General features: G+C 54.8%; 11 protein-coding genes. 3 read left to right on the top strand and 8 right to left on the bottom strand.

The annotated features are described in order from the left end of the window. Window positions 1–114 precede the first annotated feature (114 nt). Window positions 115–270, bottom strand: a complete 156-nt coding sequence (locus GOV88_RS20815) for a DUF4114 domain-containing protein (protein WP_254449280.1) — start codon at window positions 268–270, stop codon at window positions 115–117. 396 nt (window positions 271–666) lie between these two features. On the opposite strand from GOV88_RS20815, the gene gntH reads away from it, so the two are divergent. Both gntH and GOV88_RS19800 read left to right on the top strand, forming a co-directional pair. Next, window positions 667–2,013 (top strand): guanitoxin biosynthesis MBL fold metallo-hydrolase GntH, encoded by a 1,347-nt coding sequence (gene gntH / locus GOV88_RS19805; protein WP_171241474.1) that lies wholly within the window; start codon window positions 667–669, stop codon window positions 2,011–2,013. Between the two features lie 10 nt (window positions 2,014–2,023). Next, window positions 2,024–2,671 carry a DUF3299 domain-containing protein gene (locus tag GOV88_RS19800; RefSeq protein ID WP_171241473.1) on the top strand — a complete coding sequence of 216 codons (648 nt, stop codon included), beginning with the start codon at window positions 2,024–2,026 and terminating at the stop codon, window positions 2,669–2,671. A gap of 158 nt (window positions 2,672–2,829) precedes the next feature. On the opposite strand, the gene GOV88_RS19795 is transcribed toward GOV88_RS19800, so the two are convergent. The 7 genes from GOV88_RS19795 to GOV88_RS19765 form a co-directional block, all read right to left on the bottom strand. Next, on the bottom strand, window positions 2,830–4,341 hold the full coding sequence (locus GOV88_RS19795; RefSeq protein WP_171241472.1) for a mannitol dehydrogenase family protein: 1,512 nt from the start codon (window positions 4,339–4,341) through the stop codon (window positions 2,830–2,832). Further along, a complete protein-coding gene (locus GOV88_RS19790) occupies window positions 4,341–5,114 on the bottom strand; it encodes an L-iditol 2-dehydrogenase (RefSeq protein ID WP_171241471.1) in 774 nt (257 codons plus the stop codon). The genes GOV88_RS19795 and GOV88_RS19790 overlap by 1 nt, the downstream gene beginning before the upstream one ends. Continuing rightward, the gene (locus GOV88_RS19785) at window positions 5,111–6,115 is read right to left on the bottom strand and encodes an ABC transporter ATP-binding protein (protein WP_171241470.1); all 1,005 of its coding nucleotides are present in this window, start codon (window positions 6,113–6,115) and stop codon (window positions 5,111–5,113) included. Before GOV88_RS19785 ends, GOV88_RS19790 begins: the two co-directional genes overlap by 4 nt. Window positions 6,116–6,127: 12 nt before the next feature. Further along, window positions 6,128–6,958, bottom strand: coding sequence for a carbohydrate ABC transporter permease (locus GOV88_RS19780; RefSeq protein ID WP_170448185.1), 831 nt, complete (start codon window positions 6,956–6,958; stop codon window positions 6,128–6,130). A gap of 12 nt (window positions 6,959–6,970) precedes the next feature. Next, the gene (locus tag GOV88_RS19775) at window positions 6,971–7,837 is read right to left on the bottom strand and encodes a carbohydrate ABC transporter permease (protein WP_171241469.1); all 867 of its coding nucleotides are present in this window, start codon (window positions 7,835–7,837) and stop codon (window positions 6,971–6,973) included. A gap of 109 nt (window positions 7,838–7,946) precedes the next feature. Further along, window positions 7,947–9,248, bottom strand: a complete 1,302-nt coding sequence (locus GOV88_RS19770) for a sugar ABC transporter substrate-binding protein (protein WP_171127046.1) — start codon at window positions 9,246–9,248, stop codon at window positions 7,947–7,949. A 95-nt stretch (window positions 9,249–9,343) separates the two neighbouring features. Next, window positions 9,344–10,369 (bottom strand): LacI family DNA-binding transcriptional regulator, encoded by a 1,026-nt coding sequence (locus GOV88_RS19765; RefSeq protein ID WP_170787019.1) that lies wholly within the window; start codon window positions 10,367–10,369, stop codon window positions 9,344–9,346. A 121-nt stretch (window positions 10,370–10,490) separates the two neighbouring features. Between GOV88_RS19765 and xylB the strand changes: the two genes are divergently transcribed. Beyond that, window positions 10,491–11,927 carry a xylulokinase gene (gene xylB, locus GOV88_RS19760; RefSeq protein WP_171241468.1) on the top strand — a complete coding sequence of 479 codons (1,437 nt, stop codon included), beginning with the start codon at window positions 10,491–10,493 and terminating at the stop codon, window positions 11,925–11,927. Window positions 11,928–12,439: the final 512 nt, after the last annotated feature.

The following is a 12,439-nucleotide window of genomic DNA, read 5'->3' as shown; positions in this document are numbered from 1 at the left end:
CAGCCCGCGCTTGATTTTGTTGTGTCTTGGTGAATTTGAACGCGGAACGAAGCCGAAATCTCCTTCGGCTTTATCATCCTGTCGTTGATTTACTTGCGCCCGCTATACGCCAGATTAAACGGCGTCCGCCTCAACACGGGTAACGAAGAAGACAACATCTTCGAAATCAAAGCCCCCTGCAACGGTCAGGTCTTCGAATCCGATGATCATTGCCTCACCGCCCCTGGCGGTTCCGGGCAGCGCGTGTTGCCAATCATCGGCATCAGACAATTCTGCCGCCCAAGCGGCCCGTCCTGAACAACAAAGAACCCAAGACGAAGTTTGCGACGAGTTGGAAGACGAGGCCGACGACGATCGCGCATATCTAGAAGAAGAAGTCGATGAAGCGTGCATAGATTTGAAGCAGGAAACGGGAAAGGACTGCGATTGGTCAGGTTGTAAGTCCAGCCCACCTTTCGCACTGCCCTATTAAGACCGGACTAGTTATATTGATCTCTAGCCAGTCGTTCGCATATGGCATCTTGTCCATGACGCTTCACCGACTGCTTTGAGCTATGCCTCGGGAAGCCCTACTTTCAGTAGCCGCAACGGAAGCACGTTTTGAAAATCCGTTATCCTCGGTTAACCTCCCAAAGCAATCTGCACGGGACAAGAGGGGCACTTATCATGAACGGATTGAAGACAGTCAGCGCCGCGGGTTTTCTGACTTTTTCCCAGTCAATCGAAGCGCTTGCTCAGGAGCAGCCAACCCCAGAGATGCAGAAAGCAATCGAGTTCTTCAACCAAGCGGGAAATCCTGAAGGACGATGGATTGAAGGCGAGACGATGGTGCCTTACGTCGAAGCTGCATCCCATTTTAATGCAGCCATGCTTTACTATCCCGGAACTGAAGAATTGCAGGACAATGAGATCCGCGTGAGCTTCATGGGTTCGACATACTACCCATCACAGGATCAATCCGGGATGAGCATTTATGTAGAACTCGGAAACGGTGATCGTTTCGTTTTTGACATGGGGATTGGTTCACTGCGGAACTACAACAGCTTCTCCGTTCCCTTCAATACAATCAATCACGTCTTCATTTCCCACCTTCATATGGATCACGTGAGCGACCTGCCCTACTTCACGATGTTCCGTCCCATTCAAGGTGGTTACACACCATTGAATATTTACGGCCCGAGCGGGTCCGAACCTCAGTATGGAACGCAGCATTTCGTCGACAGCATGATGGCCATGACATCGTGGCACCAAGATAGCTTTAATGCCTGGCCTGTCGGCGAAGGCTATAACCCTAATGTAGTGGAATTCGACTACATGGATGAAGGTGGGACGGTGTACGAAGCCAACGGGGTCAAAGTCACCCATTGGCCAACATCGCACACCAAAGATGGCGCGACGAGCTACAGATTGGATTGGAATGGTAAAAGCCTTTGCTACACAGGTGACAACCGTCCGAACAGCTTGACGATAAAGTATTGTGGAGGCGTGGACATGCTGATCAGCGAAGTTCAAACCGCCACTGTCTCTGTTACCTCTCGTGCACTGGGAATGCCGGCTGCAATGGCGGCGTACACAATCGACACATCGCACACGCCAGCCTATGGCCTAGGTTATATCTGTGAGCAGACTCAGCCTAAAGTCTGTGTCGCCTCGCACTACAGCTATGACGATGTTTTCAACAACGAAACGGTTGCCGAGGTGCGCTACCATTATAAAGGAGCGTTTGCGTTCGGTGCGCCTGACCTCGTCGTTTTCAACTTGCACGGTGACGGAAAAGTATGGTGGCGCGAGGGGGTCACAGGTGAATCCAATCAGGTGCCACGACCAGTGTATACAGATGATGAGATCACGTTCCCCGCTCCAAAACATCAAGTTTACGATGTGATTAACGAAACTATTGAGGCCAACGAGATAGACCCAGAACTCTGGTATCCACCTGAGAAGAAGCCAGAGCTTGTACGCGAGTGGCCTTTAACCGAAGACATCACAATACCAAACCCGTTTGCCAATTAAAGCGGAGCCAATGCGAATTCCGTCAATAATGCTGATCCTCACGTTGCTAGGTTCAGCAAGTTTCGCCGGGCCTGCTCGACCGGTCGATTGGAGTGATTTAGGTAACAACTTATCTTCGCAGAAGAACCCGTATTACGGCCTAACCGCAGACGAAGCCAGACTGGTGGGAGTTCTTGTGCATACAGCAGAGATGCGGGAAGCCGGTAAAGCTCTTTCCCCGCATGTGCTACAGGGCGAAAAAATAGCACTGTCGGCGCTAAACAGTGTTGGCATCGACGGCGCTGCCAAAGTTACTGATGTAGCAGAGTTCGGCAAAATGATGGACTCCAGTCGCAATGTCCTGAATGATCGTCTTATGGGTCAATCTATTGAAATTTCCGGCTTCGTTTTACCTCTGAACTTCACCGACACAAAGATAACTGAGTTTGTTTTGGTTCCTTTTGCAGGAGCATGTGTTCACACACCCCCTCCGTCGCGAAATCAAATGATAGTGGTCAATTATCCGGAAGGTTTTTTAGTAAACGGCTTATTCCAGGCGGTGGCTATTTCTGGGCAATTGGTTAGGGGTGATACGGTACGCTCGATTGGATTTTCCGATGGTATTTCATCACTTGATATCGGGTATCAGATGGAGGCGGTTTTTGTTGATCCATTGTGAGAACCAGCAAGGCTGCTGTGTCCTGTTGGGCGATCATTCGCAAAATTCCGCTAACGTTCGCAGCGAGCCCTTGGTGACCAATGCCGCTCCATACCACAACCGCTGAAAGGGGCGAAAATCAATGTATTCCGCGGTTGCATGTTAGAAGTTCCAGGAAGCTAGTACGAAAAAGAGTTATGGGAGACATATTGGGCAAGAACTGCTCTGCTCCCACTTTTCCAAATCTCGTTTAACCACCCGGAAAAGGCTGCAATAAACGGTGCACCATGGCCAAATTCGCCACAATACAGGTCCTGCTCAAGCCAAAGACCTGGATCAGCTTTGGCCGCCAGCGCCGTTTTTCTCAGATCCTCCCAAACGGGATCATTGGGGGCGATCTCTGAGCCGTCTTCGCGAATCCCTGCGCACATCCTGCACCAAAAAGCTTCTGCTAGAGCGAGTCCGTTTATAGAAGAGCCTGAAGCAATTGCATCACGCACCGAGGGCAGAACGAACCCAGGGTGTCGCGCCGATCCGTCGAACGCGACTCGGCGCGTTGTGTCGTGAATTGCAGTGTTTTCAAACCGACGTTCAACCAGCCCAAGGTACTCTTGCGGGGTCGTTCCAGGAACAGCGTCGACCTGAGGTAGAATTTCTTCGATTTGAACTTTTCTGAAAAACGCCGCTATGTCGGGGTCTTGCATACAGGCCGAAATCGTGGGGACATTCAGTATCTCCCCGACATTCGCGAGCAGTTGGTGGCCCCCGTTCAATATGCGAAGCTTCAAGGCCTCATACGCGTGAACATCCTTGGTCAGTGTGACACCTACATGTTCAAGCGACGGTCGTCCAGCGCAGAAGTCATCCTCGATGACCCATTGACGAAAGTTCTCGTGCGAAACCGGAGCGTGATCATCAACACCAAACGCTTGGCATTGCGCAATCACCTGGTCAGTCGTTGCCGGCACGATGCAGTCCACCATCGAATTGGGAAAAGCAACGTTCCGGTCGATCCAATCGGCTAGATCAGGGTCCGAGAGGCGAGCCAGTCCTACAATACAATTTCGAAGGATAGTGCCATTACCCTGGAGATTATCACAACTCAGCGCGGTGAAGGGGGACAAGCCGTTCGCGCGGCGTATCCCGAGCGCTGCGACCATTGCGCCAAAAACCGTTCGCGGATGGCTTGGGTTTGCGGCATCATAGCGGATATCATCGTGATCCGTGTCCAAACCGCCGGTGCTTGCACTAAGGAAATAACCGCCCTCGGTCACAGTCAGGGACACAATCCGGATAGACGGATCAGCCATCGCCCGGATAAGCGCGGCGTTGTCCTCTTCGATCGGCAGGTAATCAATCAACGGGCCTATGACCTCTGCGGATACTCCTTTGGGATCCAGCTCAATCAGGGTGGTCAGACAATCTTGCGCCTGCAACTTCTCGCGCATCTTGGCATCATAACTGCGTACGCCTGCTCCAATGATGGCCCAATCGCGGGCCTGGCCCTGCTGCAAAAGCTGATGAATGTACCAAGCCTGATGGGCGCGGTGGAAATTGCCAAGCCCGATATGGACGATGCCCGGCGTCAGGTCCGAACGTTGATAAGCAGGGGTTCTGACAATCGCTGGCAGGTCTGCAAGCCTGTCGCGCCTTAGCTGGATGGGAGGGGTTGAATCTGCCACAGGGGTCATCAGTTCATCCAATTTCCGCCGTCAACATTGTAGGTCTGGGCGACGATGTACTTGGCCTCGTCCGAGGCTAGAAACACTGCCATCCCGGTTAGGTCTTCAGCCCGGCCCATGCGGCCATAGGGAACGGCCGCCGCCACTTCGCGTTTCTTCTGCCCCGAAGGTTTGTCTTCGTGTTTGGCAAAGAACGCATCGACACCGTCCCAGTGTTCGCCATCCACCACACCCGGAGCTATCGCGTTCACATTTATCCCATTTGAGATCAGGTTCAGGCCCGCAGATTGAGTCAGGGAAATGATCGCAGCCTTGCTGGCGCAATAAACGGCGACCAGAGGCTCACCGCGCCGCCCGGCTTGCGACGCCATGTTGATGATCCTGCCTTTGGTGCCATGCGCAATCATGTGGCGCGCCACGGCCTGCATGGTGAACAAGGCACCGGCGACGTTGATGTCGAAGACACGCTGGTAGTCGGCGCGCTCAATCTCAACAATCGGAGCGGCAGTGAAGATCGCCGCGTTGTTGATCAATATGTCGATCGGGCCGAAATGGGATGCCGTGCGGGTGATGGCGTCGTCGATACTTTGCTGGTTTGTCACGTCCATCTCGATTGCTAAAGCCGTCACGCCGATCTCGGTCGCGGCCTGCAGCGCGCGCTGGATGTCGATATCGGCGATCGCGACACGGGCGCCTTCAGCAACATATGCTTTGGCAAAGGCCAGCCCTATGCCGCGCGCAGCCCCTGTTATCAGGGCGGTTTTACCAGCCAGACGTGTCATTCGATCCGCAAGCCTTTCGCATCGAACCGGTGGATCACATCGGCGCGTGGTGTCAGGTGAATGCGGTCGCCATGTCGGAAACCGACCTCGCCATCTGCGCGGACAGTGATCGTATCGGCCAGCCCGGTTTCGTGGACATGGAAAAATGTATCCGAGCCCAGATGTTCGGAAACGCTCACCACCCCGGACCAGTCCCCTTCGGCTTCTGAAACTGTGATATGCTCAGGCCGTATTCCGATGGTCTGAGCGCCGTGTTTCGCGGCCTCTTCGCCCTCAATGAAGTTCATTTTGGGGGAGCCGATGAAGCCCGCAACAAACAGGTTGCGCGGTGTCCGGTACAGCTCTAGCGGGCTCCCGACCTGTTCGATAACGCCAGCCTGAAGGACGACAATCTTGTCGGCCATGGTCATGGCTTCGACCTGATCGTGGGTTACGTAGATCATTGTGGTGGCGAGGCGTTCGTGCAATTCGCTGATCTCTAGCCGCATACCGACCCGCAGCGCCGCGTCGAGGTTGGACAAAGGTTCGTCGAACAGAAATGCCGCCGGTTCGCGCACAATCGCGCGCCCGATGGCAACCCGCTGGCGTTGGCCGCCCGATAGCTGTCCTGGGCGGCGGTCCAGATAGTCGGTCAGGTTCAGGACGCTGGCGGCACCTTCGACGCGTTTGTTGATCTCGGCCTGATCCAGTTTTGCCATCCGAAGGGGAAAAGCGATGTTCTTACGCACCGTCATATGCGGATACAAAGCATAGGATTGGAACACCATCGCCAGCCCTCGTTTCGCCGGCGGGACATCGGTGGCATCAGAGCCGTCGATGTCGATGGAGCCCGAGGTAATGTCCTCCAGCCCCGCGATCAGACGCAGCAGGGTTGATTTGCCGCAACCCGACGGACCGACGAAGACAGTGAACTCGCCATCTTCGATGGTCAGGTCAAGTGGTGGAATGACCTGCACATCGCCGAAGCTTTTGGTCACGGACTTGAGTTGGATGCGTCCCATGTGTCGTGTTCCTTATTTCACAGCGCCGAAGGTCAGGCCGCGGACAAGTTGTTTCTGGCTGAACCAGCCAAGGATCAGGATTGGTGCAATTGCCATTGTCGAGGCCGCGCTAAGTTTGGCAAAGAACAGGCCCTCGGGGCTGGAATAGCTGGCGATAAAGGCCGTCAATGGTGCCGCGTCGACGGCGGTCAGGTTGAGGGTCCAGAACGCCTCGTTCCAGGCTAGTATGAAGTTCAGCAAGACGGTCGAGGCGATCCCGGGGATAGCCATGGGCGTCAGGACATAGAGGATTTCCTCTTTCAAGGTCGCCCCGTCCATCCGCGCGGCCTCCAGAATTTCGCCGGGGATTTCGCGGAAATAAGTGTAAAGCATCCAGACAATGATCGGCAGGTTGATCAGCATCAGGACCACGACCAACCCTCCGCGCGTGTCCAGCAGTCCCAGCCGAATGAACAGCAGGTAGATCGGATAGAGAACGCCAACCGCAGGCAGCATCTTCGTGGACAGCATCCACAGTAGGATGTCTTTGGTGCGTTTCGAGGGCACGAAGGCCATGGCCCATGCGGCGGGGACGGCGATGATCACACCCAGAACAGTCGAGCCCCCGGCGATAATGACCGAATTCCACAGGAACCGCATATAGTCCGAGCGTTCCTGCACGATGGCATAGTTTTCCAACGTCCAATTGAAGTTCAAGAACAGCGGTGGGCTGGCAATCGCCTGTGCCTCGGTCTTGAAGCTGGTCAGGATGGTCCAGAGGATCGGGAAAAAGATCAGCAAACCAACGGCCCAAGCGAGAGCGGTATTCAGCGATTTACGGCGGGTGGTGACAGCGCGGGCCATGGTCTTACCTCCTCACGCGTCCAGGTTCTTGCCGACGATGCGCATCAGGAAGATCGCAACGATGTTGGCTAAGATGATTGCGTAGACACCTCCGGCTGATCCAAGGCCAACGTTCTGGCTTTCCAGCACACGCTGGAAGATCAGGTAGGTGAGTGTGCGGGTGCCGAATGCGCCGCCGGTGGTCACGAAGATTTCGGCAAAGATCGACAGAAGAAAGATTGTTTGGATCAGGATCACGATGGTGATCGCCCGGCTCAGATGCGGCAGGATGATGTGGTAGAAGCGCTTCAGTACCGGCGCACCATCCATCTCGGCTGCTTCCAACTGCTCGCTGTCCAGCGATTGGATCGCGGTTAGCAGGATGAGCGTGGCAAAGGGCAACCACTGCCAGGACACGATCATGATGATCGAGGTCATGGATGCCTCGGACAACCACGAGATCGGCTCGGCCCCAAAAAAGCGCCACAGGTGGGCCAACAGACCGTTGACCGGGTCCATGAACATGTTCTTCCAGACCAGCGCGGATACCGTTGGCATAACGAAGAAGGGCGCGATCACGAGGATGCGGACAATACCTTGGCCCCACATCGGTTGATCCAGAAGCATTGCCAGTAGGATGCCCAGGATAACAGTAATGATCAGAACGCCTCCGACGATCACCAGCGTTGCCTGAACTGCGGGCCAGAAGGAGCTGGACGACACGAACCGAACGTAGTTGTCAATTCCAACCCAGCCCAGATCACCACCGCGCAGAGGCAGATATTTCTTGAAGGAGAAATAAAGCGTCATCGTCAGCGGCACGAGCATCCAGCCAAGCAGCAGGACCACTGCAGGTGCCATCATCAGGCGAGCAACCGAGCGGGAATGTAGAGTTGCCATAACGCAAACCCTCTATTTTCAGGCGTAGCGTAGCCTGCGAGAAAAACGCGAGTCGTGGAAGAGAATTGCGGGGGGGCATCAATGCTGCCCGCCCGCCGGGGAGGAGGCCTCAGTACCCTGCGGCTTCCATTTCTTCGGCTGTGAAAGCCTGCGCTTTGGCCAGCGCTTCCTCAACCGTTTGCTGTCCGGCATAGACGGCTGAGAACTCCTGGCTGACTTGCGTCGCAATACCTGCAAATTCCGGGATCGCCGCAAACTGAATGCCGACATATGGCACCGGCTTGACCGTCGGGTTGTTCGGATCAGCCGACAGGATCGAGTCCAATGTCATCTTGGCAAATGGAACCTTCTGGTATTCCGGGTTCTCATACAAAGAAGATCGCGCGCCCGGTGGGACATTTGCCCAGCCTTCGTTTTCTGCGACCAACTCGATGTAGTCTTTTGAAGTGGCCCATTCGATGAATTGCTTGGCCGCGTCTTCTTGCTGTGTACCGGCCGGAATGGCCAGTGCCCAAGCCCAAAGCCAGTTGGAGCGCTTGCCCAATCCGGTGTCGGGTGCCAGAGCAAAACCAACGCTATCCGCAACGGTCGAGTCATCGGGATTGGTCACAAATGACGCCGCAACAGTGGCGTCGATCCACATGCCACATTTACCCTGTTGGAACAATGACAGGTTCTCGTTGAACCCGTTGGTCGCATAGCCTGCGGGACCGGATTCTGTCATCATTTCAACGTAGAAATTCAGCGTGTCGGACCATTCAGGCTGATCAAACTGGGGCTTCCAATCTTCGTCGAACCAGCGTGCGCCGAACGAGTTGGACATGGCCGTGATGAACGCACCGCCTTCACCCCAACCGGCTTTGCCGCGCAGGCAGATTCCGTTGATGTCGGCGTCCCGGTCAGTCATGGCCGCTGCGGCCTCTTTGATGAATTGCCAGCTTGGCGCTTCGGGCATTTCCATGCCTGCTTTTTCCATCAAGTCGGTGCGATACATGATCATCGAGCTTTCGCCGTAAAACGGCGCAGCAAAAAGTGTTCCGTCATGGCTCAGACCGCCCGACATAGCAGGCAGGATGTCACCGACGTCATATTCCTCTGACAAACCATCCAGCGGAACCAGCCAGCCGTTCGCACCCCAGATCGGGGTTTCGTACATGCCGATTGTCATGATGTCGAACTGACCACCCTTGGTGGTGATGTCGGTGGTCACGCGCTGGCGCAAAACGTTCTCTTCCAGCGTCACCCATTCGACTTCAACGCCCGTCGCTTCGGTGAATTTGTCGGTATAGCCCTGCATCCGGATCATATCGCCGTTGTTTACGGTTGCGATCGTTATGGATTGTGCGTGGGCCGCTGCCGTTGCGACGAAAGTCAGCGCAGTCGCCGCACGAAGTGCGTGTTTCAAGTACATCCCTGTCCTCCCTGAGCTTGGATGCTGTGCAGAGAGCCTAGTTCAGGATTTGTCGCGCCGTCAATAAAAACTTTACGCGCGTTAATTTTAGATCGTCATGCAGATTCCCTCAGCACCAATCGCGCAGGGAAGAGAGTTTCTGTTCGGCTCTCGAATTTCCCACCGTTTTCAATGAGTTCGAAAAGTGTTTCAACACTTCGCGCGGCCACATTGTCATAGTCATGCGCGGCGGTCGTCAGTGACGGGCAGGTGAATTTTGCAAACGGATGATCGTCGTTCGACGCCACCCGCAGTGTACAATCGTCTTTCCTACCAACGCGAATCCCCTGTTCGAAACACGCCGCCAGAAAGCCGATGGCCAATCGGTCATTGCTACACAGAACTGAATCCGTGCGCAGCTTGCGTTCATCCAAAGCCTTGAGCGCACCCTTTCGGCCAATCTCTTCAAAGGCCCAACCTGTGCCTTCGATTTTGATCACATGCGGCTCAAAACCCAGCCGATCCATTACGTCGACATAAGCCTTGCGTCGCTTGTTGGCATTGGGGTTCGCAGGTGTCCGCATTTCGAAAAACGAAGGCGGCTCGCCGGTGCGAGTCATGTATTCTACGGTCTGAGACACAAAGCTGAAATTATCCGACCCGATAAACGCTGCGCCCAATCCATCGAGGTTACTGTCGAACAGAACCGTTGGCACACTGGCGCAGAATTTCTCAATAGCGGACTTGTCTGAGATACGTCCCAAAGGCGCCAACAAAACGCCCGCGGGTTTCAAGGATTGTAAGCCGTCCAGGATTTCGTTTTCCAGTTTTTGTTCGCCATGAGAGCTGAACAGAAACGGGCGGTACCCGGCTGCGATACAGCTTTGTTCTAGATACCGCGCGATTTCAGCGAAAAACGGATCGGCCAGGTAGGGCACGACGATGCCGATATTCTTGGTCAGCTTGCGGTTCTGGTTCACAGCATAGATGTTCGGGCGATAGTCAAACTGTTCCAGTGCTTCTTCTATGCGTGCCCGTGTAGTTGGGCGAACGCTGTCTGGGTCGTGAAAGTACTTGGACACCGTGGGGCGCGAGATCCCGCTAAGGGCTGCGAACTCTTCCATGTTCTTTATCTTGGTCATACCTGTCTGCCTGCCGACCTGAGCCGCCTTGATCTTATCCTATTTTTACATATTCTTTGCGCGCGGCAAAAAGATCAATAGCAAGACAAGTTCCGAACTTTAGTGCAGGTAAGGGGTTTGAATGTATCTCGGGATCGACATCGGAACGTCTGCGGTCAAACTTGTCTGTGCAGACACTGATCGAATTCTGACGACGTCTTCTGTAGCGATAAAAACGTCCTCACCGCAGCCCGGTTGGTCAGAGCAGCATCCGGATCTTTGGTGGCAGGCGACACGCGACGCCTTGGACCAACTATCTGGGCAAATCACGCTGTCCGAGGTGAAAGCGATCGGGTTGTCAGGCCAGATGCACGGAGCCGTTTTGCTGAACCGTGATTTGCACCCAATCCGCCCGGCAATCCTGTGGAATGACAGCAGGGCAGTACAGGAATGTGAGGACCTACGCGCGGCCCAGCCGGAGATTGGTCATATTGCCGGCGTCCCTCCCTTGCCGGGCTTTACCGCGCCCAAAATTGCTTGGTTGAAAAAACATGAGCCTGCCAACTATGCAAAGCTTTCCCATATTCTGCTGCCCAAGGACTATGTCGGGTTGCGCCTGCATGGAGAGTTGGTAACCGACGCATCCGATGCCGCCGGAACATTGTGGCTCGATCAGGCGTCGCGCGACTGGCACGCCGGTATCGTTGAAGCCACTGATGTTGCAGGGGACTGGCTTCCGCAGATATTCGATGGCCACAATTGCGTTGGGGCTGTGTCAGCGCAAGCGGCAACTGAGACGGGCTTGAAACCCGGCACGCCAGTCGTTGCAGGAGGTGGAGATGCAGCAACCGGGGCAGTGTCTTTGGGCGCCACCGAACCGGGGCGAGGTTTCATCTCGTTAGGAACTTCCGGCCAGTTGTTCGTGGCGGACCGGGCTTACAAACCCAATCCCGAACGTTATGTACATGCTTTTGCGCACACTTTGCCCGACCGGTGGTATCAAATGGCAGCGATGCTGAATGGCGCAAGGCCTATTTCATGGATTGGCGGTCAATTGGGATTGTCCGCAGCCGAAGTTGTTGCGCTTGCCGAAACGGTCAGCGGGGACCGCGTACCAATTTTTCTGCCCTATCTAACGGGGGAACGTAGCCCGCATGGCGACCCGCATATCCGAGCCTGTTTCTTTGGCCTGGAGGATTCCACAACACGCGCAGACATCTGCCGTTCCGTGGTGGAAGCGATTGCTTTCTGCTTTGCCGATGCGGCACAGAGTTTCGGTGACAGTATTAAAGAATTGCCGGAACTCGCAGCAATCGGAGGAGGCAGCAGATCAGAACTGCTGTTGAGACTGATCGCGACAGTGACCGAAAAACCGGTTGTGAGGTCGGATGGGGCAGATTCCGGTCCGGCATATGGCGCCGCCCGGCTGGCGGCTTTTGGAGAAGGTGCATTGGACAGAGCTGACCTTGCACTTCAACCACCAACAACAGACATGTTTGAACCGGCGGATATGGCACCATTGTTCGAACGGTTGGCGCGGTTTCGGAAGCTTTATACAGCAGTCAGTCTAGCTGAATAATTACCCGGCACGGTCAACCAAATTTACGCCGCCTGCCCTTCCCACGGTGGGTTTGTTGGGATCTCAACGATCCGCAAACACGCGCACCTTGACCAACAGAACATGCGATTTCGAATAGATGCGTTACGGAACCACTTCTTCCTCTGTTTTCTAGTCCGGAAAAGCCTGACGAAGTTTGCCCAACAAAGGCTCCCCCTGAACGCTGCACAGCGAGTTTACAGAGATGCCGCGCCGGTAACGGCGATGAGCTTTTGGGGTCAATTCTTTAGGTTATCGCTGGCGCGCCTTTCGGTTTTTTGCGACGGCCCAACTCCGAACCCAGCCTAGAACGTGCCTTTGGACGGACTGATACCGCGTTTCTCGCCAAACAGTTTGATTCCTGTGCAACCAATACAGTGGTGCCAACGGATGTAGACACTTCACGTCCCACGGTTTGTGCCGATCGGTGAAGTGAATGTGTCCGTTATCAGGGATTTTGGGACAGATGGCCGCCTGAGCTAAGAGAGGATCTG

This window comes from Ruegeria sp. HKCCA5491, from assembly GCF_013034565.1.
GTDB lineage: Bacteria > Pseudomonadota > Alphaproteobacteria > Rhodobacterales > Rhodobacteraceae > Ruegeria.
The sequence above is the reverse complement of the archived record's forward strand: the minus strand, read 5'-3'. Positions and strand labels throughout refer to the sequence as shown.

Bases quoted from the DNA above. Each gene is read 5' to 3' on its own strand.
- GOV88_RS19770 (WP_171127046.1), bottom strand. From the start codon at position 9,248: ATGTACTTGAAACACGCACTTCGTGCGGCGACTGCGCTGACTTTCGTC.
- GOV88_RS19795 (WP_171241472.1), bottom strand. From the start codon at position 4,341: ATGACCCCTGTGGCAGATTCAACCCCTCCCATCCAGCTAAGGCGCGAC.
- GOV88_RS19780 (WP_170448185.1), bottom strand. From the start codon at position 6,958: ATGGCCCGCGCTGTCACCACCCGCCGTAAATCGCTGAATACCGCTCTC.
- GOV88_RS19765 (WP_170787019.1), bottom strand. From the start codon at position 10,369: ATGACCAAGATAAAGAACATGGAAGAGTTCGCAGCCCTTAGCGGGATC.
- GOV88_RS19775 (WP_171241469.1), bottom strand. From the start codon at position 7,837: ATGGCAACTCTACATTCCCGCTCGGTTGCTCGCCTGATGATGGCACCT.
- gntH (WP_171241474.1), top strand. From the start codon at position 667: ATGAACGGATTGAAGACAGTCAGCGCCGCGGGTTTTCTGACTTTTTCC.
- GOV88_RS19800 (WP_171241473.1), top strand. From the start codon at position 2,024: ATGCGAATTCCGTCAATAATGCTGATCCTCACGTTGCTAGGTTCAGCA.
- xylB (WP_171241468.1), top strand. From the start codon at position 10,491: ATGTATCTCGGGATCGACATCGGAACGTCTGCGGTCAAACTTGTCTGT.
- GOV88_RS19790 (WP_171241471.1), bottom strand. From the start codon at position 5,114: ATGACACGTCTGGCTGGTAAAACCGCCCTGATAACAGGGGCTGCGCGC.
- GOV88_RS19785 (WP_171241470.1), bottom strand. From the start codon at position 6,115: ATGGGACGCATCCAACTCAAGTCCGTGACCAAAAGCTTCGGCGATGTG.